Origin of the sequence: Sedimentibacter sp. (assembly GCF_038562225.1) — a bacterium.
Classification (GTDB): domain Bacteria; phylum Bacillota; class Clostridia; order Tissierellales; family Sedimentibacteraceae; genus Sedimentibacter.
Genome location: NZ_JBCFAS010000003.1, coordinates 150,352 through 176,175, shown reverse-complemented (window position 1 = coordinate 176,175; position 25,824 = coordinate 150,352). Strand labels below are relative to the sequence as shown.

Here is a 25,824-nt window from a genome sequence, read left to right as displayed (position 1 = left end):
TTTTTATTCTATTACCATTACTGAAATGTTACTGACACCTTATGAATACTCTTTTAGTTTTAATTATTATACACTCTCTAAAAAGTATAGCCGATTCTATACACACCAAATTCCCTATGTCCTAAGATTTCTGCCTTTGTGAGACTTCCGTTTGATACTTCCGTTATTTTGTCAAATATCTCTCTGCCTATTTCGTCAAGGGTTGCACCATCCGTTATTATTTTTCCGGCATTGATATCGATGTTGTCTTTCATTTTCTGGTATGCTTCGGTATTGCCGGTAATTTTTATGACCGGCGCTATGGGACATCCTGTGGGCGTTCCCCTTCCCGTAGTGAACACAACTATCTGCGCTCCGCCTGCCACCATTCCCGTAATTGAGTCAATGTCCTCACCGGGGGTATCCATGAAGTAAAGTCCCTTTTTGTCTTTTGGTACCGCCTGAGCATATTCCAGTGCATCCACGAAATTGAAGGATGTTCCTGCCTTATGCATGCATCCCAGCGATTTTTCCTCTATAGTTGTGAGACCTCCCTGGATGTTTCCGGGAGTAGGCTGAGTTCCTCTCAAATCTTCGCCCATGGCTATGGCCCTTTTTTCAACGTCATCAACCATCTTCAGAAACCTTCTTTTGCTTTCATCTGTGTCGAAGCGTTCAACCAGCAGATGTTCAGCACCAATAACCTCTGTGGTTTCACTCAGTATGCTGCTTCCCCCAAGGGAAATCAGCATATCCGATGCCTTTCCAATGGCAGGGTTTGAAGCTATACCGCTCGTGGGGTCTGATCCTCCGCACTCAAGTCCAAGTATGAGCTCGCTTATGTCAAATTGAACCTTCTGCATTTTTGAAAGATCTGCTGCCATTCTGCTCAGTATCTCGGCGCCTTTTGAAACCGTCCCGAGTGTTCCGTTGTTTTCCTGAATAATAATGTGTTCAACAGGCTTTTTAGTTAATGATATAACTTCAGCTAATTCCTTGGAATTTATTCCTTCGCATCCCAATCCAACTACAAGGACAGCGCCTACATTGGCATTGCTGCCAAAGCCAGCCAGCGTCCTGAATGTCTGCCTGTAATCATCACCAACCTGGCAGCAGCCGTGCTGATGTGGAATGGCAACAGCACCGGGAACCATGGCTGCTATCCTTGACGCAGTTTCTCCTGCGCACACTGAAGCCGGTATGACAAGCAAATGGTTTCGGATGCCGAAGGTATCGTTTTCTCTTTTGTATCCAAACAATTTCATACAGTTTCCTCCTTCTTGTCGCCGCGTCCTCTGGTGCTCTCTATGTTGTGTACATGGGCATAGTCTCCGGCATTTATGTCCCTGGTAGCCAGCCCTATAACCTGGCCGTACTTGTACACAGGAGAGCCCTTCTTTATATCTATGGCAGCCATTTTGTGAAACTGCGGAATATCCTGTCCTGCTACACATATTGTACCTTCAATCATAACTTCCTCTCCCTTTTTCAATGCTCGAAGGCATGTGACAACATTGTCATTTTCAGACGTTTTCAATACAGCATTCATGATTTCCTCCATTAAATTTTTTAACATAGCATATAATTCTGAGCATAAAAATCAATTTCCGTGTAAAACATTTGAAACCAGCGCTGTTGCTCTTTGCCTAAAGCGGAAGTCACTGCAATTTATCTTCTGCAAAATAGTACTCATGTTTTAATCACTAAAATCCTATTATATATTAGCACATTTTTCAAGATAATGTGCAGCATTTTGGAATATTTGATCATCGACCCTTAACAGTCACATGGCGCAACGTCCGATTTTTAAATTCTTTTTTATATAGCCAAAAACAACTTTCTACATAAAAAAGGCATTTCCTGTTGAATGGAAACGCCATGTTGTTATGCCATGTTCATTTGCATTTTCAATTTGTTTTGAAGCATCCTGTGGCTGACCGTTCCGATTATTTCCTCTTCCGTAAGGGTATCTTCACCTGTATATCTGTATTTTCCTATTGTAAATGTGTACGGTATTTTTAAATTTCCTTCCTCGAAAATAAGGTTATCCTTTAATTTATACGTTCTGTCTATAACAACGTCTATATCACAATCCTTGTCTACTATAAGACAAAACTCATCGCCGCCGAACCTGTATAATTTGTCTGTTTTTCTCAGATTTCCTTTGACTGAATTAGCAAAGTGCTGCAGTATTTTATCTCCTACATCGTGACCGTATGTATCATTTATAACCTTAAAGTTATCGAAATCCATAAAAACAATAGTGAACGGAACCTTGCCGTGCAGGTAGTCCGTAAGCTGTTTCGAAAGACTTGCTTTATTGTATGCTTTTGTCAATGAATCCAGAAAAACAGATTCCTTTATTTCCTGTTCCAGAGCCTTTTCGAGTATTGATGTCTGGAACGGCATAAGCAGCATGAAAATTACAACAATTGCATTGATTCCATAGGCTTCATAGCCATAAAACTGTAAAATGTTTATAAGGACGCTTATATACAGGAATGATACCATGGAATGAATGCTGTGAACACGCGCATCATCCTTATCGTTGGTATATAAATAAATTACAATCATCAACAAAAGAGCATTAATTGCATTGTTCATAAATGACGCCGCTATGACTGCTAACAAACCATTAAAACTGCTCAGCAGGTAAAAAGCAACCTTTGCTGATAAAATACTAATAACGCGCATTGCCCAGTTATACAGCAATTTATCATATGAATTGAACAGATATTCGTTGTTTATTAGCTTGAAAGCTATAGTTTCAAGTATCAATGTAATTGTTATTATCGACACACAAACAGCCGGATTATATAAAAATACTGCCAATAATGTAACCGTTCCCTGAAAAGAAGCTCCGCTGTTTTGTGTGTATGTAAGCATTACGATTTCCAGAACTGCAGCATAAACTGCAATCAATAAAGCTAACAAAGGCATATTTGTTTCATAGTTCATAAATATGTAAGCACTCGCCAGCATTGTAATTGTAACAAAAGAATTAATGTATGTCTTATAACACCTGTGCATACCAATCATCCCCCACCCGCTTGATACAGTACCAATACCTTTAATATATAATGAATATTATTATTCCATTATACACCAATATTTGACATTTGTCATTATATTCCTTTTGTTGATTTCAAAAAGCACAATTGACGAAAGTCAAAATATTATATCATTTTTCCATCAACACCTTTGTCTGTTTTTGTCGAAATTAATCGGATACTTAGATATGATTTTATTTTCCATGTCTTCTGCTCTTTTAAATGCAATTACCACAAAAATAGTACTGTGAATATTTTGGTAATTAATGTAAATACTAATTAAAAAGAAAGGAGCAATTCTGGTCATGAAAGGATTTTTATTTTTAGTTGCGCTTGTAATGATAGTGTCTTTAATTGGTTTTGCTACAAATCCTTCCTATGAGGATTACAAGGAGTGGTACAAGTCTCAGAACTATGAGGAATCAAATGCATCCACAAAACTGGAAAAGTCTGTAGTCGGTCTGGTTTCGGATTTTGTTGCCGACAGTTCCGTTGTGCGTCAAGATTACAAGGTTTGGAGCCTTTACACAATGGACAACGACTACTACTCCTACAAGGTAGTGGGAGCTTTTAATAATTTCTTTGTTCTGGACAATGAAGAAATTGCAGCAGCAAAACAATAACAAAAAAGCTTGCCGTTTGGGCAAGCTTTTGTTTATGTTAGCGGCTGGCTTCGAATTGTCTCAAGAGCTTCACGAACAGCTCAGGCACCTTAGCCATGTTTTCACGGGTTTCAACGAATGAAATTCTGAACTGAGTGCTACCGGGGTTGTATTCTCCTCCGGCAATGTCATAGAATCCCTTCAGCGGTGCAACAAGAAGAGTTGTATCAACGCCGTCAATATTTACGGAACCTTCCTGTGCGCAATAAAGAACGAAGTCTATTGCATCAAAGCCTGGTTTAACAACATTTCTGACGTCAATTACAGAGTAGATGGACGCGTCAGGGCTTGATACGATCAATCCCGGTTCCTGCTCCTTCAATCCGTTGTAAACCATGAATATAAGATCCTTGTAGTAGTCGCGGAGTCCCTTGCACCATGCTGCAATGTCTTCCTTGCTTTCATGTGCCAGCGCACCGAATATATACTGTCCTATGGCGTTTGCACAGAGGTTTGCTGTGTATTCAGCAACCGAACGGTTGTGGAATTCAGGGCTGTCTGTTATTATGGCTCCGATTCTCAGACCGCATGCATTCCATACCTTAGAAGCTGTTTCAATGCTTATTCTTCTTCCTTCAATTCCCGGTACGTCTGCGTCAGTGATTCCCCAGATGCTTACCAGTTTGCTTCCTTCAACATAGTAAAGTTCACGATATGCTTCGTCGCTTACCATCCACATGTTGTACTTTACGCACAGGCTTGCAAGTGCCTTCAATGTTTCATAATCATAAAACTGTCCTGTGGGGTTATCATATGGAATAACCAGAAGGGCTCCCGGATTGTTAGCCTTGATTGTTTCTTCTATTTTGTCAAGTTCAGGAAGACTGAATTTTCCGTCTTCGTCCATGTGACGTTTCACAGTTGCAGTCTTACGGCCTATTCTTTCTGCAAAAGAAATGTAGTTTGTATAAGCTGGATCTATCATCAACAGTGGTTTTTCGTCAGAGCCTGCAGCTCCGCAAACGCCTATAAGCAGCAACTCCATACCGGTTGATCCACCGTCTGTTACCTGAACATGCAGCTTACTGGTATCGAATCCCTCGCAGTTAAGAATGTTTTTAAAAGCATCCTGGGTTTCTGCAAAACCAACAGTGCTGGTATATCTGATAACACCCTTTGAAAACGGGCTTTCAGGTGCATCAAGGTTGAACATTCTCTTCATCATTGCAGGATTTGTCGGAAGCGATACGTTTCCTATGCCTACATTTATAACAGCCTGCGGTTTAACTTTGCGCTCCTCATATTTCATCTGAGCCAGTCTTACGTCTGAAGGCGTTCTTGATTCAAAATGTGCTGACAGTATTGGTTTACTCATCGGTAAAAACCTCCTAAAATTAATATATTTTAATTACTGAACTAGTTAATCAAACATTCTAGCATAAACATTTCTGTTCCGTAAACATTATAATATTGTTTTGTTTTTTTGTCTATATGCTGTTTAAGGCTAATATCGAACAAAAATGACATACAATTAATGTCTTGGTTTTCATTAAGGATATCACATAGGAAAAAACAGTAAATGCTGAATAAATCGAAACATATTTTTTACAAAAATATAACTTTTATACGTTCGAGCAATTAATTGAAATTTTCACATAGATACTACAAGCACTAAAAGCTTGAACCAGCTAAGGTTCAAGCCAATAGTCCGCCATCAGGAGCATCATGCGATTAAGATCGGAACCGTATTCCAAGCATGTGTTTTCAAGATAGTTTTTCATCAATTCCGAAATAAGATTTGTTTTTTCCAGCTGTTCAATTACATTCTCAAGATATGTTCCCATCATTATATCCTGATTTACTGCAGCTAGTTCACGAATTTTTTCCTTTCCTCTTTCAGTGAGCTTCAGTCCGCTGATATCATCGCCGGCTGCGGCACAGGCAAGTGATGCGGAAAGTACAGCCTCATAAAGGTTCATGTATATATCCCGGACACTTTCGTTATTGTTAATGGCATAAAGCGCAAAGCACTGCCTTATTGCTGTCTCGTCAAACATCCAGATAAACTGATTTTCATAATGGATGTTTTGAAGATAAAGCCGTATGAATTCAATTCCCTGGTACCCGTCAGGATAAAAGCACACCGGATAATCAGCAGTTATATGTATTTTATGGGCTGTGTACTCGGAATTGTACAGTTTGAAAAATCCCTGAATACCTCCGTTTATGGTGACATTGTACATATAGTTTTCTGTGCTGATATTGTTGTTAAGTACAATGGAATAAAACATCCTGGTTGATTTGACCATATTTTCAAGTTTTTTAAACCCGATATCAAAACCCTTATGAATACCTGTTTCCGCCAATGACAACAGGGCATCATCAGGCTCCCTGATATTTTTCAGCCATATGCCCAGAGTAAACACTATGGATTTCATAATATCCTCAGCAACTTCCATTCTCAAGGAGCTGCTGTCTATACCATTGTACTTCCTGCATTTCAATGCAAGCAGATCAAGAAGCGAAAACCTTACTTTTTCAATAAATGAGGAGTCAACCACCTCCTTGGTCAACGCAGCTTTAAGCAGCGACTCTAAATATCTTCGTTCGTCTAATTCGTCCCGGCTTATTTTTCTCAAGGAATCAGGGTTATTCATCACAGTCCTCCTTATGTTCCTCGTCCTCCTCTACTGCATCCTTACCGAATATCAGCCTTCGGGCAAGATTATACAATTCCCGTCCGGCCAGTGATTCCAGCGACCCCTGGCACACGCCGTCAAATGAAGACTTCATAAAACTGATGAGCTCATCATCTGATACCATATCCATAGTCTCATTTTTAAAGTAATAAAATATCTCCGTAAGCTCATTCAATGTGTCCGGATAGTTATTCGTGTGAATATAGGGCGAATCGCAAAACTCAAAAATTATTTTTTCGATTACGCCTCCTCCAAACTCAATTCTCCCATTTGCCTTCAGTGAAGCTGTTCTTGTTTCAACAAGGCTAACTGCCTGCCGGTGCGTAAGAGTAAGCCCGAAGCGCTCAGTGAATGAATTGCAGTTCAGGACTTCCTCCACGGCTTTTCGTTCTACAATGTCCGATGACAGATTTATCAGTTCAAATCCCATAAAATCACCCTCTCAAATACTTAATACACCTTTGCGCAAACAATTACAAGACTTGAAATTTTCATGATTTTGTGGTATGATAAACATGTAAAAAGTTAAATTTTACGAATTCTTAATATGTTAAACAAAGGGCCCCGCAGGAATGCAGAGGCCTTAATATTTATTGTACCTTGTGATTGTGTTTATTTCTGAACTGTCCAGGCGTTATGCCATAGGTTGACTTAAAACATCTGTAGAAATGGCTTTTTTCTCTGAATCCTATTTTCTCACATATTTGTTCCATTGTCATGGAAGTTGAAATAAGGTACTTTCTTGCCTGCTCAAGCCTGATTTGCTGAAGCTTGATGGAAAAACAAGTGTATGCCTTTTTGTGGAACAACGAAGAAAAATATGCCGGGTGATAATTGAAATGAGCTGCCGTTTTTGACAGTGTCGCTGTGTCGCAGTGATCTGCCATATATTTTAAAATGCTGCCTATGAGATAATCCTTCATCATGCTTGATTCGTTAATCACCAGGTTTTTTGTGTGAATTTGGTGCAGCCCTGTCAAAAACAACACCAAAGCGCATCGCACCATTTTATCATCCCTGTTGTTTTCATGGCACATGACACTCTGAAGGTTCTTGGAAAATTGACAGATTTCCATATGGTCATCGCAGTCAAAATACAGGAATTCATCCCTGCTGTCTTCCAATTGGAAAAAATCATAAATGATTGGACAATCGGCAATATCCGTAAAAAACAAAGAATTGAACATTTCCTCCCTGAACATGGCGTAATGGACATGGCCCCCATTTATGGCTTTAACCCTGAAATTGCAGTTGTTTCTAAATAACAGTATGTTTCCGGGAAAACAGAATATTTCCTGTTCCCCCACAAGAACCGAGGCGTTGCCTTCACAAAATATTATGCTGAAAAAGCTGCTTCCTATATGGACGGTATAGTCTTCCGGAAGCTTCAGCAGCCTGTAATGAATAGCAGAAGTGTCAAAAAAAGAACAATCAATAACATTCTCATTATCAATCTGCTTAAAATATTTGTTTGAATCCATATCTAAATATTTGCAAATAAACTCCGAAACATTGAACGCCATCACTAATCTCCTAGTTGAAATTTCAACACAAATTATACTATGTTCTAACCGGTGATACAATGGTTATATTTTACATTCTTAAAATAAACCACTTTTTGCGCTATGTTTTCCCTATTTCGCTGTCAGGATAAACACGTTATTATTATAACACTTATCACCAGGAGGAAAACAAATGAACCATATGAAACAAGGTAAGAAAACACTGTGCTTGTTGCTGGTATTGGTGTTAATAACAACAATGCTAAGCGGATGCTCCGAACAGGAGCCTGCCAAAGAGGCAGTTTCAGCCATAAAAGCCGGAACGTATTCATCAACAGAAAAAGGGTTCGGCGGAGATGTTACTGCCAATGTAACCGTGACTGAAGATGGAACAGTAACAGCCATAGAAATCAGTGCAGAAGGGGAAACACCTTCCATTGGACAGGCTGCCGCACCAAAACTTGCCCAGACTATATTGGACTACCAAAGTTTGAAGGTTGACAGCATTTCAGGAGCGACTGTAACCAGCACAGCAGTATTGACTGCCGTGGAAAAGGCATTGGCTCAATCAGGTGCTGATGTAAATTCATGGAAGGAAAAAGAAATTGCCAGGGAAGGACAGAATGAGGACGTAAGTGTGGACGTGGTTGTAGTCGGAGCCGGAGGTTCCGGTACTGCTGCAGCACTCTCAGCAGCTGAAAAGGGTGCAAGTGTGCTCATCATCGAGAAGCTGGATAATGTGGGAGGCAACTCACGTCTGGCATCAGGCATATTTGCCATAGACTCGTCCCTGCAAAAAGAAGAAGGTTTAAACTTCAGCGTTGATGAGGCTGTAAACCGTCTTTTGGAATTTAACAATTACCTTTCAAACGGTCCTTTAACCCGTGCAATTGTGGAGAAATCTGCAGACACCGTTCAGTGGATGGAGAATTACGGAATGAGCTTCTACCTGCAGCAGGAAACAACACAATTTGCTCATGAAGACGATTTGTACAAGTATAAAGTGTACCACAAATTCGAAGATACTACAGCCGGTTTTGAAAACATGTACACCAATCTGGAAAAAATGGGAGCACAGCTTCGATTGAACACAAGTTTGAATTCTATCTTAACTGATGCTGAAGGAAATGTGACGGGCATAACTGCAATCAAGGAAGACGGCGGAATACTCACAGTAAATGCGATGTCCACAGTTATTACAACAGGCGGGTTCGGCGCTGATCTTGAAAAGGTTGGACAACTCATGAACGGAGCATATTTGAATTCCATCGGTATGCCAAACAATGGCGAAGGTCTCCAGCTCATGAAGGAAGCAGGAGCAATTGACTGGGATGGAACTCCGTTGCTTCACGCATGCCAGCTGGCAGAATCTCAGGTTACAAAAAGTTCAAGCGATGAACACTTGGCAGGCTTCTCAAGCTCCAGCCTGACTCAGATGCTCATGTCCCCTCTGCTGTGGGTTGATGCATCTGGAAGCCGCTTTGTGAATGAAGATGTTGTATACGACACTGCATTCTGGGCTAACGCAGCATATGCAGCAGGAGGCAGATATTACTTCATAGTTGACAAGGCTACCCTGGAAGACTACACCAATGGAACTTCTATGCGAATTTCAAAATCCGGTCCTGGTGCAAACATGGAATCAGACGACTTTTTGAAGCTGGCAGAAGAAGCCGTTGCAGCAGGAACAGCTTTCAAGGGAAGCACTCTGGAAGAACTGGCAGAAGCAGCCGGCATGAACGCAGATGAGCTTGAAGATTCTGTTGCAAGGTACAACACCATGGTTCAGAACAAAGTCGACACTGATTACAACAAATCTGAAGCTTCATTGAAGTATACGGTAGAATCCGGTGAATTCTACGCTTTCGATTGCCGTGCCGTATTTCTGGGAACCATCGGCGGAGTAAAAGTTAACGAAAAACTGGAAGTTATAGACATAGACTACAATAAAGTAAACGGTCTCTACACAGCCGGTACAAATGCCGGCGGATACTATGAAGGCAAGGGGTATCCTCCCTATGAAGGACTTGCCTGCGGATTTGCATGGAACTCAGGTCGAATAGCCGGCGAAAACGCAGCAGTCTACGCACTCAGCAAATAAAAAAAATAAGTATACGACAAACAGCCTGCAGACATAAGCCTGCAGGCTGTTATTAAGTAAGTATTCCAATAAGGAACTATGTTCAGCCCTGCTGATTTCCAAACAACTGGGCTGAACTGCTCAGCTTAAGATATTCATTAAGCAATTCATCGTCGTTTACCAACGTTTTGATGCTCTCATATACGGGTTTGGCTGCAATTCTTATTATTTCCTGCCTGGTGTTTTCAGGCAGCTCAACTATGGTCATACCGTTTTCTACAAGCATTGCTTTCACCTGTTCCAGACGCCGGTCTGCCTCTTCCCTGGTGTACAGGGTAGCCCTTCTCGCAGCTTCTGTTATTATTTCTTGTTCCCGTTCAGTAAGACTGTTGAATATTTCGTTGCTGGTAATCAACGGCATGAAATGAGGCAGGTGGCATGTGTCAATTACATAGTCCTGTACTTCATAAAACTCAAATGCAGCAATGTTGCCGTATGGATTTTCCTGGGCATCAATGAACCCATGGACCAAAGAAGAATATATTTCCCCCACAGGAAGAGGTATCACTATTGATCCCAGAAGCTGCCAGAATCTAATGTGATTGGGATTTTGTATGGTTCTGATCTTTATACCGCCGAACTGTTCTATATCGCGAATTTCAAGGTTTGAAGTCATTTGCCTGAATTGTTCGTCGGCCATGCCCAGCAGTTTGTATCCTCCTTCGCTGTATACATTTTCAATTTTATTGTAAAAGGATTCATTGTCTATGGTGTCTCTCAGCTTATCAGCATCATTAAATACCATCGGTATATCAAACACGGATAGTTTCGGTATAAAAGTCACCTGGGGAGCCGTTGTTTGAATGATGAATTCAGGACTGCGGTCCTGAATTATGGAATTAAACATCTGTCTGTCATTTCCCAAAGCAGCATCTGTATATACGTCAATTTTCATCTTTCCGTCGCTTAAGGCGTTAACTTCTTCAGCAAATTTTTCTGCATAAAAGTATGTGAGAGATTCTCTGGGGCCGTCAATTCCCAGCGTTAAGGTGATTTCCCTGATGCTGTCTTGCTGTGCATCCTCAGCAGCATGAACAATTTTTATTTCACTGACAGACTGCAAAACCTCTTTGTTTTGATCAGGAATCATATTTATATAAAATCTTGAGATTATCCCCGGATAAAATTGTATATTGCTTATCTGTACAGGATAGTATCCGTTGGAATTGACTAAAATGCTATATCCGTTAAATACGTCTGATTTGAACACATGTATTAATGATTCTTCGATCATAAGTCCGTCCGGTGACATTAAATTCATATCAAAATATATGCAGCTCCAATCTGTAAGCACTTGAGGCAGCATAAAAAGGCATTGATTCATATGCTCAAAAAAGATTTTGTCCTTTGGATAATGCAAAACGCAATAATACAATTTCTAACACTTCCTTTTGAGTTGGAATTTATATAACAATATATTCAAACTTCAATAATATGTGAACAGCACTTTACCGCCATAGCCGCTTGTCAAAACAAAACAGCCCTTTGGTATCAGGGCTGTTGTATAAGCATTTTTGTTATTCAGTTTCAAAATCTGTTAATGAACTGAAGTATATCCTTCAACATAGTGAATATGTCCATCCTCGAAAGTCGTCCTACTTTCATAACGGTGAACATGACCGCCACGCACCTGTATATCTGGGCTTGTTCGCACTTCTATCCTGTGTCTGTGCCCATCATTGTAGGTTGTGACATCCGATATATAGTGATAGTGTCCGGGAACTGAAGGGTCAGAAGAAGTCCTTCCCCTGTAGTAGTGTCTGTGTCCGTCATCAATGGTAGTTGCTCCTTCGAAAGTGTGACTGTGATATCTGTTTCTCATCAAATCACCTCGCTTAATGCATGTTATGCAATATTGTCAACATTGTTACTTTTAACAGGACTCGTGCAAAATCCAGATCAGTATCAGCTGATGATTTTTATATTGAAGTTTATAACTGCAAACCAAAAACCTCCAAGAATTATCACCTGGAGGTCTGCAGAAATGTGGTCAACATTTGGAGGAGTGACCGGAACATAATCAGATTATGTCACACGCAATGTTGAATTGTTTTTCTTAATTCTCTTATTTCTTCAACCAATCTGTTTTTCTGTCTCTGAAGATATGTTCTGTAAAAAAGTTCTTCTTCCGGTGAAATGTTCTCCATGCAAAGGCCGCTGATTTTACGAAGCCCCGGATAAGTTCCGTACGAATATGTATTGTTGTATTCATACCTGCCGCAGGATGAGTACTTAAGTCTGCACAATCTGCCGGCAGCCTTTTTGTTGATGTGGTTTATGACTTCTGCAGGCAAATTCGAATGGTTGACTTTAATGAGATCACTCTTCAGTTCATCAAGCTGACTTATAACTTCGGATAGGTCGTAACAAAAGCCTTCCCCTGTACTCAGCTCATGCATGATTTTTTTGGAGCCTTCTATAAAACATTCGTAGTCAAAGGGAAATATTTCTGCGTTCATCAATTTATCCGCAATGGACACTATGATATTTACGCTTTCATCCATGAGATCCAAGTCTGCTTTATCCAGTGTATCAAATTCAGTGTGCCACCACCAGTTTCCCCCTGACCCGGGAGCTACGTAGTCCTTAAGTTCCGGATTAATGCTTTTTATGGATACGTGAAAAGGAATTTCAGTTCCCCAAAACGACATGTCTGCACCGCAGGGCAAATCGCCGAATGATATGGGAGGCTGACCTGTTATTTCAGCTACTGTTTCTTCCATGAACTTCCTGCCCTCTGTCAGCGCTGTTCTCATAATGTATCTGTCAGCATATTTTGTTCCCATTGAATCTATGTTGATGTGACCTATGCATTTTTCAGATAGCATATTAAAATAGTTATCGCAGTACCAGGTGGACCCTGAGTACCTTCCGTTGGAGTGACCCGGCCACCAGGCTATCACTACGCCTTTTTCAAGATGCTTTCTTCTGTGGAAAATTTTTGCGATTTCCAAACAGACAGCATTGCCTACGGCATTATCGCTTATTCCCTCGTGCCATGAATCATAATGACCGGATATGAGCACGAAATCATCACTTTTTCCTTTTATTATGCATATGGGCAGACTGCACTTCCTTACTGCATTTTCCAGCACTGTGCAAACCTTAACCCTTAATGCTTCACTGCTGAGCCTGTTAAGAAGCTTGCTCCCGTCATCCCTGCCTATGCCCACAACAGGAATACTAAACAAGGTTCCGACATTATCCATAGTCGGAGTACCCCAGACGGAACCCACCGTCTCTTCAAATATAGCGTTATTATCGGTTCTGCATATATGAACCAATCCCAAAGCCCCGCTTCGGTTCAGGTCATTAACATAATCTTCGTAGTAGTTGTAGCTTAACACTATCTTACCCTTGAACAGTTTTTTAAGCTCGTCAATCGTCCGTTTCCTGTGTGGCTCCGTATCGTAGACCAGCATTCCTTCCACTCCTTCGGGAAATGACCCTCCAAAAGAGCGCGGTTTAGCCCTTATGGAATGCTCCTCACCTGAAATGATATCCACGGAAGCCTTGATGGGATTGGAAAAGTATGAGTCAAACACATGTCTTTCATAGGACAATCCTTCCCGTTTCAACTCACTTACAATATAATCCGCAGCCTTTTCCGTATCCGCGTTTCCCGTAAGGCGAAACAGTTTTGAAAACTCCTTCAAAAATTTATCCATTTCCTCTTTGTTTGCTCTATCTGTCTTGAAGCTTGACATAAACTCACCACCATTACTTTTTCAAACTCATATATTGTTTTGTTTCTTCGAATTCTTTTTTTATTTCCCTCAACAGATTTTCATCATTAATAATGTCATAACATGTTCCGGCAAGTATTTTTGATGCCAGCAGCATGGCTTCATGGGCCTTTTCCGATTTGCCTGCATCAAGGTATTCCTGGGAGTGTGCCGATGTGTTTTCCGGAACAAAGGCCACTCTGATGCATGAACCGGGAATGTTGTACATCACATTTCCAAAATCAGTTGAGCCTGTTTTTTCCCTTGGGGGAGAAATGCTTGGAGCATTCAGCATTCTGGCATTGTTCATCAGCAACTGGTTAAGTTTCATGACAGGAATCTTGTTGTCAAAGGCCCTGTCTTCTTTTATTTCGTACGTTGTGCCTGTCATGAGAGCAGCACCTTTAATAATATCCTTGAATCTTTCCACAACATCATCCAGATATGATCTGTTGTATGACCTTAAGGTGTAGGTGCTGGTGGCCTCTTTGGGCACTATGTTGTCAGGACCGCCTGCACTGGTCACTGTGTAGTGCATTCGCGTATCTTCCGCCACATGCTCTCTTAAAAATTCTATGGCATTGAAGGAAAGAAGCATGGCATCAAATGCGCTTCTGCCGTATTCAGGCTGCATTGCCGCATGAGAACTCTTGCCGGTAAACTTCACCTTAAAATGGGAAAGGGCCATGCTCTTTACATCCGTAGTTGTTGCAGGTCCTCCATGGAACATCAGTGCAACCTCAATATCCCTGAAACATCCGTTCTCCAGCATTATTATCTTTCCGCCTGTTGACTCTTCGGCAGGTGTTCCGTATACGACTATTTTAAACGGTTTCTCCTGGTATTTTTCTTTTAAGGCTATGGCAGCATAGATTATGGCTGGGCCTTGCATATGATGACCGCAGGCATGCCCTATGCCTTCCAGAGCATCGTATTCGCACAGAAGTCCTATGGACGGGCCATTTCTGCCACTTTCATATACTGCTCTGAATGCTGTTTTCAGCTTTCCTACCCCCTTTTCAACAACAAATCCGTGCTCTTCAAGAATATTGGTCAGCACCGCAGCAGCTTTTTCTTCTTTGCAGTCTGATTCAGGATTGTCAAAGATATAATCGGCAGCTTTAAACATTTCTTCCTTGTTTTTTTCTATATTTTCAAATAACAGGTCTGTAACAGCCATGCTCATTATAAATTCCCCTTTTCTTATGATAAGATTTTGATGAAGTTATAGAAAGCTATTGCCTAAGCAACAGCTTTCAGCTTAATAACCCACAGCAGTGGCAACAAGCACAAATACAGCTCCTATGGCAATCCATATCCCAAGCAGCGGAACGATGAACTTTACCCACTTTTCATATGGTATTTTTGATACTGCCAAGTATCCCATCAAGGCAGAAGATGTGGGAAGTATGGAGTTGGTAAAACCATCTCCCAGCTGAAATGCCAGCACTGCCGTCTGTCTCGTTACACCGAGAAGGTCCGCAAGCGGAGTCATTATTGGCATGGTTGTGGCAGCCTGGCCGCTTCCTGAAGTGATAAAAGTATTGATGATTATCTGCACAGCATACATTCCCAGTGCAGCAACAGAATTGGGCAGATGAGATATTGAATCTGCAAGCACCCTTACTACAGTATCTATAATGCTTGCATCCTCCATGACAACCAGAACCGACCTTGCGATTCCGACTATCAGAGCTCCGAACACAATAGACTTGGCACCATTTACAAACTCCCGTGCAATATGGCTTGGACCGTATTTTGAAAACAATCCGCTCAATATTCCCATTGCCAGAAAAGCCGTGGACAACTCTTCAATCCACCATCCGTCCTTTGAAACGCCCCATATGATCGAGCCAAAGCCGGCAACCAGTGTTAATATAACCAGGTAATTGCTTGTTGTCATGCTCTTCAGATTGTCCAAGTCTATTGAGGCAATGCCCGCTTCCTCTTTTTCCAGTTCTCTCACTATGCTGAGTTCAGGGTTGTTCTTTATCTTTTTCGCATATTTCAAAATATACAGGCTTGTAGCAACTAAAAGGAAAACCAGCAACACAGCCCTAAGCCACAATCCTGAAAACAGAGGAACCTCTGCAATGCTTTGAGCAATTCCCACATTGAACGGATTGAGAAGTCCTGCAGTAAATCCGCAAGCAGCTCCCAGGGCAATCATAGCCGTACCGGTTATGGCATCAAACCCCAGTGTTCTGGCTATGACAATTCCCAACGGAACAAATATCATAACCTCTGTGGACATCCCCATTGTAAAGCCGAATATAGAGAACAATACCAGGAAAATAGGTATGATAACATTTTCTCGGTTCATAAATTTCTTTGCGATTCTTCCGGTTATTGCTTCTATGGTTCCGGTTGAAGATATTATCTGGAATGCGCCGCCTACAACAAATATGAAGAAAACAATATCAGCTGACTTATTGAGACCAACGATGAAAGACCTCAATATGTCGATTATTCCGGCAGGATTTCTATCAACATACTTGAAAGACTCAACTATTATGAGTGTCTTGCCTGTATTCACATCCTTTGCGCGTTCAAACTGACCGGCAGGTATAATATAAGTTAGTGCTGCTACCAAAACCACCAGGTAAAAAATGATAACATAAGTGTGCGGTACTTTAAACTTGTCAATAAAACTTTTCTTTCCTTTCATTTCATCCATAATACATCCTCCTAATTTAGTAACGAAAATAAGAAATTTAAAACTGCCCTCCTTCTTAGAATTTGTATTGCAAATTTTGTTACAATTATGTTATATTAATTATAGTTAACGTTTATTTTTATTACAAATACCAAATCTTTATAGGCCAGCCATAAAAATTTCTTATTGCCAGGGGTGATTATAATAGATTTTAAAGATTTGACAATAATTATCAATATCAGCGAAACAAAAAGCATATCAGAAACTTCAAGGAATCTGTACCTTTCACAGCCAGCCATAACTTACAGATTAAGAAACCTTGAACAGGAACTTGGAATAAGAATTCTTAACAGGCATTCCGACGGAGTCACCTTTACCAATCAGGGAATGCGCCTGCTTGAATACAGCAAAAATACTATGAAGAGTTATGAAGAATTAAAAACAGAAATAAAAAAAATAAACAATGATGTGAATGGCAGCATCACAATTTTCGTGAGCACTGTTTACGCCAAATACTATCTGGCCCATATGTTAAAAAAGTTCAACACTGAATTTCCTAACATCGACATTTCACTTAAGACCTTTTCAAGCTGTGATTTAAATCCTGATCTGATCAGCTACGGAGCAGCAGACATAGTTATCAGAAGAGGGGACGTGCCTTATGACGGCCGCAAGATAATTTTAGGGGAAGAGCCTTACGGAATTGTATCAAGAATACCTTTGAATTTCAAAGATTTAATCAATATGACATGGATTAAGTACGATTTGCCCAGCCCCATGGAACCTGATATGATATTCTGGAACTGGTGCGAAAACACATTAAAGCAAACTGTTTTTGAAAAAATAATACAGGTAAATTCCATAGAAGCATGTATGAACCTGGTGTCACAGGGGCTGGGATGGACAATGCTGCCGAAAATACACCTGAACAACTATAAATCAATGCTCTTCTATCCACTGACGGATGAAAATGGAAATGTCGTTAAATTAAAAAACATCCTTCTCGGTGATGACAATACGGATAATTTGGCATGCAAAATCTTCGTGGGTTTCATAACAGACTATATATCCAAGCACTGAACATGTGCAATGAATCTGCCTTCCGTCATCCTGTTTGTTAACCATCGAATAATTTTCAGTTTTAATGTAAATGATATAATTGAAATTTGAAAACCAGGAGGTATGACATGAATAACCAACGTGCCAGGGATATTGTCTCAAGCCCTGAAATGATTAACGTAACATACAACGGTGTGCCGGTTTACATTGAAAAAATCAATGATAACAACACAGCATGCGTTCACTTTATCAGCCAGCCGGATAAAAGGCAGGAAGTATCGGTTAACAATTTGATTGAACAATTATCTGAACAATAGGAATAAAACCACCGGATTGTCCGGTGGTTTGCTTTTACCCTATAAATGTTTATAATTAATGTCTTACTGGTCTTCTAACTTGAACTTTCCTACAAGCGTCTTCATCACCTGGGCCTGACTTGACATTTCTTCGCTGGCTGCGGCACTTTCCTCTGAAGTTGCCGAATTTGTCTGAACAACGCTTGAAATCTGTTCGACACCCATTGTCACCTGCGATATGGCTTCAGCCTGCATAACCGATGTCTGTGAAATGTGGTCCACGATTTCCGCAACCTGTCTCGTGCTCTCAACTACCTGAAGCAGTGATTTAGCTGTTCTGTCAGCTATCCTTGTGCCGTTTTCAACCTGCTTCATTGAATTTTCAATCAAATTGGTTGTGTTCTTAGCGGCTTCAGCAGACTTGCCGGCAAGGTTTCTCACCTCATCAGCCACTACGGCAAATCCCTTTCCTGCAGAACCTGCCCTGGCAGCTTCCACAGCCGCATTCAACGCAAGTATGTTTGTCTGGAAAGCTATGTCTTCAATAGCCTTGATTATTTTCCCTATCTCTCCGGAAGAGTAGCTGATGTCAGACATTGCCAAAACCATTTCTTTCATATAGCTATTACTTACTTCTATTTCAGAACGAACGTCATTTACATTGCTGCTGGCCTTTTCTGCATTTTCGGCATTGTTTCTTACATTTTCAGATATTTCCGCAATTGTGGCTGAAAGTTCCTCAACTGAACTGGCCTGCTCAGTTGCCCCCTGAGCTAAAGCCTGGGCGCTTCCTGAAACCTCATCTGCACTGCTTGAAACCTGCTCCGCTGCCTGTCTTATGTCAGTGAGTACAGAGTTAAGCGACATGGTTATGTTTGTCAGAGATTCCTTTATGGGTGCAAAATCTCCATTAAAATCACTTTCCACCTTAACCGTCATGTTACCTTCGGAAACTTGCTGCAATGTATTTGTTATTTCGCTGATGTAGCTTCTAAGTGAAATGACCGTCCTGCTCAGTGCTTCGGAAAGTATTCCGGTTTCATCCCTGGCATCAACCCTTACTGTTTCAGTCAGAAGGTCACCTTTTGAAAGCTGCTCCAGCCTCCGGCAAACCATTGATATGGGGTTGGCTATGGATTTTGCAGCACGCATGCTCATAAACACTCCAAACAGGACGCACAGCAGAGAAGATACGGATAATCCCACAATGGTGTACAGAATGGATGACGTCATTTCAGTAATGGGAGCCACTGCGCCGTACGACCATCCGTCGGTGCCTTTAATGGGTGCGTAATAGCATATTCTTTTTCCGCTGTCATAGGAATATATTTCAACACCGGTGTTTCCGCCGGTCATGTTTGTATAAACTGAAGCGGCAGACTCATATGCCGGATCTGTTTTTGACTTTTCAATGAAGTTAGCCATGCTTTCAACAAGCTCAGGCCTCCTGTTGGCTATCATGGTTCCATTTTTGTCTATAATGAATACATTTCCGGTTTCACCCACAACAATATTCTTTATTATTTCGCTGTACACCTGAGCATCCATTTCAGCCATGACAATGCCTTCGTAGCTGCCGTTGGTCACAGGTGACGTCACTATTACGCAAAGTTCATTGTTGATATTGTAGGTTGGAGTCGACATGAACGTCTCGCCTGACATAGCGTTTTTGAAATATTCCTGATCTGCGATATTTTTACCGTTTAGTCCGGAGTCGCTGCTGGTTATAATTCCATTTTTGTCCACAATGCTGAGCGTCCTGTATCCGTTTTCATCCTTTATTTTGTCGAGAATCTTTAAAAGCATGGAATTATCTTCTTCATCCTGACCAAATACATCTGATTTGCCTGCATTCATAATTCCAAATTTAATGTTGTCAATGGATGTGTCGATTGCTACTTCCACAGTTTGTCCGATGGATTTAAGGTCTCTTTCAACATTTTGAGTGATGCTTCTGTAGCTGGTCAATATGCCCACCGTCAGGTTGAGTACGGCCGTTAAGAATACAATGACTGAAGTGATTACTATAAGTTTTGTTTTTAGGGAGTTGAATTTGTTCATGCATATTCCTTTCTGTTTTTCGTTCTTCATGTTAATCGTAAATGATATATCGGCTTTAAACATATTTAGTTTATATGGAATATTATGGTATCACCTGCGTCAAACTGCTTTTTCAAATGCAAGTAACTTTGGAAATAATGGAAACTTCACCTTTCTATCACAAGCATTTATAGTTTAGTTCTTCATTGCCTTATAATTGTTTATGATTGATTTTTAATCTTTGATATGTTATATTTAAAAATAATTACATAAAAGAAATTATTAATATGCTGCAGGAGGAGTGAATTTTTATGTATTTTGATTTAGACAAATGTGTCGGACATATCACTGAAAATGTTATAAAACAAATTACAGAAGCTTTTGGCAAAAGGCTTGAAAATACAGAGATTACAAGAATTCAATGGATTGCGCTCTATCATTTGAAGAGCAACAAAATCATGTCCCAGAGAGATTTGTCTAATTTAATGTATGTCAAGGATTCAAGTGCAGGAAGGCTTATAGACAGGCTTGAAAGAGATGGATTGATTAAACGAGAAAGAAATAATTCTGATAGAAGAATAATATATGTTGAACTTACCGAAAAAGGAGATCAGCTGATTACCAAGCTGCTTCCCTATGGAGAAAAATTCAATAGCGATCTTGTAAAAGGAATAAGCGAAGAAGACTTAATTATTTATGAAAAAGTGTTAAAAAAAATGCTGTCCAATGTTACTGAATAAAAGATATCATAACTGCTATAGAACCACAGAGCTATAGCAGTTTTTTTATGATATGGAAAAATCCCCTAGCAGAGTTGAAAGCAATAATTAAAATTTTAACATAATGCTTGACAGCTTGTATAATAGTTGCTATACTTAACATTAATAATTGCTATGCTTAATTTAATGCATGCAAACAAATTAGGAGGATATATGTCATATAATGTCAGAGAAATGCTTAATAGTTTTGTAGGCGGATTGGGAGATTTATCAGCTTCTAATCCTGATCAGGTAAGTGCATTTATGAATTTGTTGGGAGCTGCATATGAACCTAAAGCTCTCGATATTAAAACCAAAGAACTTATTAGTGTTGGAATCGGCTGTTATAACAGGTGTGAATACTGCATAGTATATCACTCTTACAAGGCTTTTGAAGCAGGGGCTACAAAAGAAGAAATACTTGAAGCTGCAATGGTATCGGTTGCCTTTGGAGGCGGACCTTCTATGGCATATTCTGTTACTCTTTTGGGAGAATGCATTAAAGAATTCGAGAATGATTTTAAATAACAGGTAAAAGGAGCGATGCTCCTTTTTCTCTTTGAAATATAAAACGGAGGCATAATATGTTATTTGATTTAATTGTAGAAAAATTACCAGGCCATGATACATCCGGAATAGTCGGCAATGTAAATAAAAAAGCCGGCAGCACCGTAAAATATAATGATGTTATATTTACCATAGAATCAGGAAAGGCAACATTCGATTTCATATCAAAATATGATGGAGTAATTGAAAGCCTAAGCATTGAAGAAGGAGATACAGTAAAAAAGAATCAAATTGTCGGTCGCATATCCGGTGAAAAGGCAGCAGATGCTGATAAAAACCCAACAGGTGCTGAAGGTTCTAAAAAAACCTCATATACATTTGGTCTTGCTAAGCCTGTTGAAAAAACTTACGAAGTTGATGTTGCTGTTATCGGCGGCGGCCCCGGTGGATATGTTGCAGCAATAAGAGCTGCTCAGGCAGGTCTTAAAGTTCTTCTTGTTGAAGAGGACAGACTTGGCGGAACATGTCTTAATTATGGATGCATACCGACAAAATCTCTCATTAACAGTGTTAATGTATTGGAGAAAATCACTGATGCAGCTGATTATGGTATCGAAATAGATTCAGCAAAAATTTCTATGGAGAAGATTATTAATCGCAAGGACAAGGTAGTAAGTACCCTGGTTTCAGGAATCGAACATTTGCTTAAAGCAAATAAAATTTCATATATAAAAGGTAAAGCCGTTGTTTTGGATGAAGATACAGTTACGGTGAAAACCAAGTCCGAAGAATCCATAATAAAATTCAAGAATTTAATTGTTGCTGCAGGTTCGAAAACATTCATGCTCCCAATTGAGGGATGTGATGACAAAGACATACTCACAAGCAAGGAGCTGCTTGAACTTTCTGAAATACCAAAGTCCCTCACAATAATTGGAGGCGGAGTTATAGGGATGGAATTTGCCTTTATATATCAAAGCCTTGGGTCAAAAGTGAATGTAATTGAATTTTGTCCGCAAGTTCTAGGCAACCTGGACAATGATGTCATTGCATGCATAAAGGAATCTGCCGTGGAAAAAGGCATACGAATCTATGAGGGCGCTCGTGCAGTTTCCATAAAGACTTCACTGGACAATTCCAAAATTGTGGAAATCAAAGTTGGTGATGACACTCAATATGTAACCAGTGAAAAGGTTGCTGTTGCAGTAGGAAGGAAAGCAAATCTTGAATCCTTGGATTTAGATAAACTTAATGTAGAATTAAATGAGAAAAGAAACGGAATTCAAGTGGACCAGTTCATGAGAACAAGCAATCCAAAAATATATGCAATCGGAGATGTTACTAACAAAATACAGCTTGCTCATGTAGCTTCACACCAGGGAATTGTTGCTTCAGATCACATTGCCGGAAAAATGGTACCTATGAACTATGATTTAGTTCCTAGCGTAATATTCACATCCCCGGAAGTAAGCCAAGTGGGCTGTACCGAAAAGGAAGCAGCTAACAGGGGTATTGATTTCATCACCGGCAAGTTTCCATTCAGTGCAAATGGAAAGGCACTCATTATGGGAGAAACAAAAGGCTTCATAAAACTGGTTGCAGAAAAATCCACCAAAAAAATTATTGGCGGAGCCATCGTAGGAGTTCATGCAGCTGATATGATAAATGTTATAAGCAATCTGATAGATGCAGGAACAACCATAGAACATGCTTCTCATGCAATTTATGCCCATCCAACTGTTGCAGAGTCTATACATGAAGCAATACTAGGGTTGGATAAAAAGAGCATTCACTTTGTCAACTAATCTATTTTCGTAACAATATAGAAAGCGCAGTTTTTCCGCAGGCGGACAGCTGCGTTTTTATATTTCAACAAAATCCATGTGCCTGACAATAACCTTGTTTACAAATCAGCCCCAGTGTATTATTATAATAGAAAAATAAAACAAAAAAGGAGTATTCTATGATAGTGAAGCCCCGTGACAGAAGGGCATTGACTGAAGCAGCCCTGGGAAAAAGGCCCTGCGATTTGGTCATAAAAAATGCCCGGATTGTAAATGTGTTTACAGGAGAAATATACAATGGCAATGTGGGTATATATGATGGTTTTATCGCTCATATACAATGTGATCCCGATAATTTGAACATTTCAGAAAAAGAATTGCAATCAGAATATTCCTATGACGCGAAGGGAAAATATCTGATTCCGGGTTTCATTGACGCTCACGCTCACGTAGAAAGCACCATGATGACTCCCAGGCATCTGGCCGAGGCTGTCATTCCTCACGGCACCACAACCATGGTTACAGACCCCCACGAAATAGCCAATGTTTGCGGGACAGAAGGGGTTCGGTACATGCATGAAAACAGCAGCAACCTTCCCATGCGCCAGTTAATTTTAATACCTTCCTGCGTGCCGGCAGTGCCAGGCCTTGAAAATTCAGGAGCAGTATTCCTGGAAAAAGAAGTACGTGAGTTACTTGACCTGGACAGAGTCATAGGTCTGGCAGAGGTCATGGATTTTCTGGGAGTAATCAACAACGATGAGCGAATGATCAGTATAATTAAGGCTGTGGAAGAACGAAATCTGTTTTTAGAAGGTCACGCTCCATTTTTAAGCGGCAGGGAACTGTCAGCATACTTATGCGCCGGACCTAACAGCGATCACGAGTGCACCGTCTCACAGGAAGCCAGGGAAAAAATGCGCTCAGGAATGTACATTGACGCAAGAGAAAGCTCCATAACAAAAAATGTAAAGACCATTCTTGATGGTGTGAAAAACTTCAGATATTTCGATACACTTACACTCTGCACCGACGACAGGGAACCTGAAGACATCCTCAGCGTTGGCCACATGAACGATGTGGTACGAAAGGCAGTCAGCTGCGGCCTTCATCCCATTGATGCCGTCAAATGCTCCACAATAAACGTGGCGAGGGAAATCGGCGCGAAAAACCTTGGAGCCATAGCACCGGGCTATGCTGCTGACATGGTGCTGACTGAGTCTCTGGAGGAACTGGTTCCTTCTGCAGTTTTCTTCGGCGGAAAACTGGTGGCAGAAGAAGGAAGACTGACTGCCGTAATTGAAAACATGGAATTTATGCTGGAGAAGGAAAACACTATTTACATAGATGATTTGAAGGTTGAAGACTTTAAAATAAAAACTCCTTGTTCAGCTTCAGATGGTAAAGTGAAGGCAAGGGTAATCTGTTACAAGGACTTTAATTCTTCAGAAACAGACATCCAAATCGAAGAACTTCCTGTTAAGGATGGGTATGTGGACCTGTCAAACAGCGAACTGAAGTATGCTGTGGTTATCAACAGACACAAGGGCTTTGACACCAAGGGCTATGGAATAGTCCGAAACTTCGGTACCCATTTCGGTGCCGTAGGAAGCACTGTATCTCACGACAGCCACAACCTGACCATTGTGTATGACAATCCTGAAAACGCCTTTGAAGTTGCCAGGAGCATTATGGAAGGCGGCGGAGGCATAAGCTGCGCCAAGGATGGAAAAGTTCTGGAGACGCTGGCATTGCCAATCGGTGGGCTGATGTCCCACAAATCGTGCAGCTTGCTGGCTGAAGATGCAGACAGGATGAAACGTGCCTTAAGGACATTAGGTTTGACCCAGAAAGAAAATCCTCTTTTAAGGATTGCCACTCTTGCGCTGCCCGTAATTCCCAAGGTTAAAATGTCTGATCTGGGCATGGTGGATGTGCTGGAACAAAAAATATTGGAAATGTTCGTGCTTTAATAAAAAAGGCGCCATAGATGAAATCCATGGTGCCTTATGTTTATTCTACCCAACATAATGTATGCGGGCTTCATCATATCTAGTAAAGACAGAACCCTTGTATCATGTGATAAATAATGGCTCTGTCCAAAATTTATATTATGTCCTTTATATCTTCTTTTCTCTCATATTTACGGAATCCCTTGTCAATGGACAGTCTGATTCTTCCGGTTTCATAGAGATAGTCCACATGGCATCTAAGCATTCTGGAAATAAGGTCATACTTGTATATGTTGCTGATGTTTACCTCAAAACTCTTAGCTGCTTCCTTGACTATTTCACCCATGGTCATTTTCCCTTTTATGAGCTCAAAAGTCTTTTCAGCCCTATGAATATAAAAAGCTATGTTGTCGGCAATCAAATCTGTAATGTCTTCATAAATCCCCTTGTGTGCAACAATGTACCTGCTGCAGTCAAGGCTCAGAAGTTTGTCCTTGCTATTCAAATCCTCCAGCAGCACAAAATCAAAAGGTATCTTTGCTGTTTCAATTATTTCATAACTTATGAGAGCATCGCCCACATAACCCACATTGTCGGGAGTTGTTATGCATATGTGAGACGGGCTGTGTCCAGGAGTATGCATGATTTTAAAGTCAGCACCGCAAAAATTAACTTCATGTTGCTTGTCCGTAATGTACACATCCGTTTCAAACAGCATGTAACCATACTTCTCTCTTATTTCGGTAAGAGTGTTGTTGTTGTAGTATGCCTTCAGATTCATGGCCGAACTGCAAATCTGCGCCTCGTACATGGGCATGCCAATCAGACAGCCGTATCTGTCCTTGAAATACTGGTTGCTTGCAATATGGTCCGGATGACCGTGGCTGCAGAGAATACCCTTAAGATTGAATCCATTTTCCTCAATTGCATATTGCAGGATTTCTCTTTCATCAATATTTCCCGAGTCAAGCATTATAATGTCTTTTTCATTCAATTTATAAAAAGGGACATAGGACATTCCCACATCTATGCAGTATGTATTGTCCTTTACCTGGATTATATTCATGTTCAACTC

Annotated in this window: 22 protein-coding genes; 8 read left to right on the top strand and 14 right to left on the bottom strand. The window is 40.5% G+C overall.

Going from position 1 to position 25,824, the window contains the following annotated elements:
- Window positions 1–77: 77 nt before the first annotated feature.
- The 3 genes from AAGU76_RS12695 to AAGU76_RS12685 all read right to left on the bottom strand — a co-directional run bounded on the left by AAGU76_RS12695 (window position 78) and on the right by AAGU76_RS12685 (window position 3,018).
- Window positions 78–1,244 (bottom strand): UxaA family hydrolase, encoded by a 1,167-nt coding sequence (locus AAGU76_RS12695; protein ID WP_342485879.1) that lies wholly within the window; start codon window positions 1,242–1,244, stop codon window positions 78–80.
- Entirely contained in the window at window positions 1,241–1,528 is a 288-nt protein-coding gene (locus AAGU76_RS12690; RefSeq protein ID WP_342485878.1) for a UxaA family hydrolase, read from the bottom strand. Before AAGU76_RS12690 ends, AAGU76_RS12695 begins: the two co-directional genes overlap by 4 nt.
- Window positions 1,529–1,863: 335 nt before the next feature.
- Complete coding sequence (locus AAGU76_RS12685) at window positions 1,864–3,018, bottom strand: GGDEF domain-containing protein (RefSeq protein ID WP_342485877.1); 1,155 nt, start codon at window positions 3,016–3,018, stop codon at window positions 1,864–1,866.
- A gap of 316 nt (window positions 3,019–3,334) precedes the next feature.
- Here AAGU76_RS12685 and AAGU76_RS12680 point away from each other — a divergent pair, with 316 nt between their 5' ends.
- Window positions 3,335–3,652 carry a hypothetical protein gene (locus tag AAGU76_RS12680; protein ID WP_342485876.1) on the top strand — a complete coding sequence of 106 codons (318 nt, stop codon included), beginning with the start codon at window positions 3,335–3,337 and terminating at the stop codon, window positions 3,650–3,652.
- Window positions 3,653–3,689: 37 nt separating this feature from the next.
- On the opposite strand, the gene AAGU76_RS12675 is transcribed toward AAGU76_RS12680, so the two are convergent.
- The 4 genes from AAGU76_RS12675 to AAGU76_RS12660 all read right to left on the bottom strand — a co-directional run bounded on the left by AAGU76_RS12675 (window position 3,690) and on the right by AAGU76_RS12660 (window position 7,853).
- A complete protein-coding gene (locus tag AAGU76_RS12675; protein ID WP_342485875.1) occupies window positions 3,690–5,006 on the bottom strand; it encodes an aminotransferase class I/II-fold pyridoxal phosphate-dependent enzyme in 1,317 nt (438 codons plus the stop codon).
- 313 nt (window positions 5,007–5,319) lie between these two features.
- Window positions 5,320–6,288 carry a DUF6179 domain-containing protein gene (locus tag AAGU76_RS12670; protein WP_342485874.1) on the bottom strand — a complete coding sequence of 323 codons (969 nt, stop codon included), beginning with the start codon at window positions 6,286–6,288 and terminating at the stop codon, window positions 5,320–5,322.
- Complete coding sequence (locus AAGU76_RS12665) at window positions 6,281–6,760, bottom strand: DUF6323 family protein (RefSeq protein WP_342485873.1); 480 nt, start codon at window positions 6,758–6,760, stop codon at window positions 6,281–6,283. The genes AAGU76_RS12670 and AAGU76_RS12665 overlap by 8 nt, the downstream gene beginning before the upstream one ends.
- Window positions 6,761–6,920: 160 nt before the next feature.
- Window positions 6,921–7,853 carry a helix-turn-helix transcriptional regulator gene (locus AAGU76_RS12660; RefSeq protein WP_342485872.1) on the bottom strand — a complete coding sequence of 311 codons (933 nt, stop codon included), beginning with the start codon at window positions 7,851–7,853 and terminating at the stop codon, window positions 6,921–6,923.
- A 172-nt stretch (window positions 7,854–8,025) separates the two neighbouring features.
- Here AAGU76_RS12660 and AAGU76_RS12655 point away from each other — a divergent pair, with 172 nt between their 5' ends.
- Complete coding sequence (locus AAGU76_RS12655; protein ID WP_342485871.1) at window positions 8,026–9,933, top strand: FAD-dependent oxidoreductase; 1,908 nt, start codon at window positions 8,026–8,028, stop codon at window positions 9,931–9,933.
- Between the two features lie 82 nt (window positions 9,934–10,015).
- Here AAGU76_RS12655 and AAGU76_RS12650 read toward each other — a convergent pair whose 3' ends face one another.
- The 5 genes from AAGU76_RS12650 to AAGU76_RS12630 form a co-directional block, all read right to left on the bottom strand.
- Complete coding sequence (locus tag AAGU76_RS12650; RefSeq protein ID WP_342485870.1) at window positions 10,016–11,206, bottom strand: TRAP transporter substrate-binding protein; 1,191 nt, start codon at window positions 11,204–11,206, stop codon at window positions 10,016–10,018.
- Between the two features lie 303 nt (window positions 11,207–11,509).
- Window positions 11,510–11,632 carry a hypothetical protein gene (locus AAGU76_RS12645; protein WP_342486302.1) on the bottom strand — a complete coding sequence of 41 codons (123 nt, stop codon included), beginning with the start codon at window positions 11,630–11,632 and terminating at the stop codon, window positions 11,510–11,512.
- 370 nt (window positions 11,633–12,002) lie between these two features.
- Entirely contained in the window at window positions 12,003–13,679 is a 1,677-nt protein-coding gene (locus AAGU76_RS12640) for a M28 family peptidase (protein WP_342485869.1), read from the bottom strand.
- 13 nt (window positions 13,680–13,692) lie between these two features.
- Window positions 13,693–14,883: a M20 family metallopeptidase gene (locus AAGU76_RS12635; RefSeq protein ID WP_342485868.1), complete on the bottom strand. Its 1,191-nt coding sequence runs from the start codon at window positions 14,881–14,883 to the stop codon at window positions 13,693–13,695.
- Window positions 14,884–14,958: 75 nt separating this feature from the next.
- Complete coding sequence (locus AAGU76_RS12630; protein ID WP_342485867.1) at window positions 14,959–16,374, bottom strand: TIGR00366 family protein; 1,416 nt, start codon at window positions 16,372–16,374, stop codon at window positions 14,959–14,961.
- Window positions 16,375–16,548: 174 nt separating this feature from the next.
- Here AAGU76_RS12630 and AAGU76_RS12625 point away from each other — a divergent pair, with 174 nt between their 5' ends.
- Together AAGU76_RS12625 and AAGU76_RS12620 are read left to right on the top strand one after the other, a co-directional pair.
- Window positions 16,549–17,433: a LysR family transcriptional regulator gene (locus tag AAGU76_RS12625; protein ID WP_342485866.1), complete on the top strand. Its 885-nt coding sequence runs from the start codon at window positions 16,549–16,551 to the stop codon at window positions 17,431–17,433.
- A gap of 107 nt (window positions 17,434–17,540) precedes the next feature.
- Window positions 17,541–17,729, top strand: coding sequence for an H-type small acid-soluble spore protein (locus AAGU76_RS12620; RefSeq protein ID WP_342485865.1), 189 nt, complete (start codon window positions 17,541–17,543; stop codon window positions 17,727–17,729).
- A 63-nt stretch (window positions 17,730–17,792) separates the two neighbouring features.
- On the opposite strand, the gene AAGU76_RS12615 is transcribed toward AAGU76_RS12620, so the two are convergent.
- A complete protein-coding gene (locus tag AAGU76_RS12615) occupies window positions 17,793–19,769 on the bottom strand; it encodes a methyl-accepting chemotaxis protein (RefSeq protein ID WP_342485864.1) in 1,977 nt (658 codons plus the stop codon).
- A 290-nt stretch (window positions 19,770–20,059) separates the two neighbouring features.
- Here AAGU76_RS12615 and AAGU76_RS12610 point away from each other — a divergent pair, with 290 nt between their 5' ends.
- The 4 genes from AAGU76_RS12610 to ade all read left to right on the top strand — a co-directional run bounded on the left by AAGU76_RS12610 (window position 20,060) and on the right by ade (window position 24,770).
- Entirely contained in the window at window positions 20,060–20,488 is a 429-nt protein-coding gene (locus AAGU76_RS12610; RefSeq protein ID WP_342485863.1) for a MarR family transcriptional regulator, read from the top strand.
- A 192-nt stretch (window positions 20,489–20,680) separates the two neighbouring features.
- Entirely contained in the window at window positions 20,681–21,034 is a 354-nt protein-coding gene (locus AAGU76_RS12605) for a carboxymuconolactone decarboxylase family protein (protein ID WP_342485862.1), read from the top strand.
- Between the two features lie 56 nt (window positions 21,035–21,090).
- Window positions 21,091–22,818, top strand: coding sequence for a dihydrolipoyl dehydrogenase (gene lpdA, locus AAGU76_RS12600; RefSeq protein WP_342485861.1), 1,728 nt, complete (start codon window positions 21,091–21,093; stop codon window positions 22,816–22,818).
- A 158-nt stretch (window positions 22,819–22,976) separates the two neighbouring features.
- Window positions 22,977–24,770 (top strand): adenine deaminase, encoded by a 1,794-nt coding sequence (gene ade / locus AAGU76_RS12595; RefSeq protein ID WP_342485860.1) that lies wholly within the window; start codon window positions 22,977–22,979, stop codon window positions 24,768–24,770.
- 133 nt (window positions 24,771–24,903) lie between these two features.
- Here ade and AAGU76_RS12590 read toward each other — a convergent pair whose 3' ends face one another.
- Window positions 24,904–25,815, bottom strand: a complete 912-nt coding sequence (locus AAGU76_RS12590; protein WP_342485859.1) for an MBL fold metallo-hydrolase — start codon at window positions 25,813–25,815, stop codon at window positions 24,904–24,906.
- Between the last annotated feature and the right edge of the window lie 9 nt (window positions 25,816–25,824).

Bases quoted from the DNA above. Each gene is read 5' to 3' on its own strand.
- AAGU76_RS12695 (WP_342485879.1), bottom strand. From the start codon at position 1,244: ATGAAATTGTTTGGATACAAAAGAGAAAACGATACCTTCGGCATCCGA.
- AAGU76_RS12690 (WP_342485878.1), bottom strand. From the start codon at position 1,528: ATGAATGCTGTATTGAAAACGTCTGAAAATGACAATGTTGTCACATGC.
- AAGU76_RS12685 (WP_342485877.1), bottom strand. From the start codon at position 3,018: ATGATTGGTATGCACAGGTGTTATAAGACATACATTAATTCTTTTGTT.
- AAGU76_RS12680 (WP_342485876.1), top strand. From the start codon at position 3,335: ATGAAAGGATTTTTATTTTTAGTTGCGCTTGTAATGATAGTGTCTTTA.
- AAGU76_RS12675 (WP_342485875.1), bottom strand. From the start codon at position 5,006: ATGAGTAAACCAATACTGTCAGCACATTTTGAATCAAGAACGCCTTCA.
- AAGU76_RS12670 (WP_342485874.1), bottom strand. From the start codon at position 6,288: ATGAATAACCCTGATTCCTTGAGAAAAATAAGCCGGGACGAATTAGAC.
- AAGU76_RS12665 (WP_342485873.1), bottom strand. From the start codon at position 6,760: ATGGGATTTGAACTGATAAATCTGTCATCGGACATTGTAGAACGAAAA.
- AAGU76_RS12660 (WP_342485872.1), bottom strand. From the start codon at position 7,853: ATGGCGTTCAATGTTTCGGAGTTTATTTGCAAATATTTAGATATGGAT.
- AAGU76_RS12655 (WP_342485871.1), top strand. From the start codon at position 8,026: ATGAACCATATGAAACAAGGTAAGAAAACACTGTGCTTGTTGCTGGTA.
- AAGU76_RS12650 (WP_342485870.1), bottom strand. From the start codon at position 11,206: ATGATCGAAGAATCATTAATACATGTGTTCAAATCAGACGTATTTAAC.
- AAGU76_RS12640 (WP_342485869.1), bottom strand. From the start codon at position 13,679: ATGTCAAGCTTCAAGACAGATAGAGCAAACAAAGAGGAAATGGATAAA.
- AAGU76_RS12635 (WP_342485868.1), bottom strand. From the start codon at position 14,883: ATGAGCATGGCTGTTACAGACCTGTTATTTGAAAATATAGAAAAAAAC.
- AAGU76_RS12630 (WP_342485867.1), bottom strand. From the start codon at position 16,374: ATGGATGAAATGAAAGGAAAGAAAAGTTTTATTGACAAGTTTAAAGTA.
- AAGU76_RS12620 (WP_342485865.1), top strand. From the start codon at position 17,541: ATGAATAACCAACGTGCCAGGGATATTGTCTCAAGCCCTGAAATGATT.
- AAGU76_RS12615 (WP_342485864.1), bottom strand. From the start codon at position 19,769: ATGAACAAATTCAACTCCCTAAAAACAAAACTTATAGTAATCACTTCA.
- AAGU76_RS12610 (WP_342485863.1), top strand. From the start codon at position 20,060: ATGTATTTTGATTTAGACAAATGTGTCGGACATATCACTGAAAATGTT.
- AAGU76_RS12605 (WP_342485862.1), top strand. From the start codon at position 20,681: ATGTCATATAATGTCAGAGAAATGCTTAATAGTTTTGTAGGCGGATTG.
- lpdA (WP_342485861.1), top strand. From the start codon at position 21,091: ATGTTATTTGATTTAATTGTAGAAAAATTACCAGGCCATGATACATCC.
- ade (WP_342485860.1), top strand. From the start codon at position 22,977: ATGATAGTGAAGCCCCGTGACAGAAGGGCATTGACTGAAGCAGCCCTG.
- AAGU76_RS12590 (WP_342485859.1), bottom strand. From the start codon at position 25,815: ATGAATATAATCCAGGTAAAGGACAATACATACTGCATAGATGTGGGA.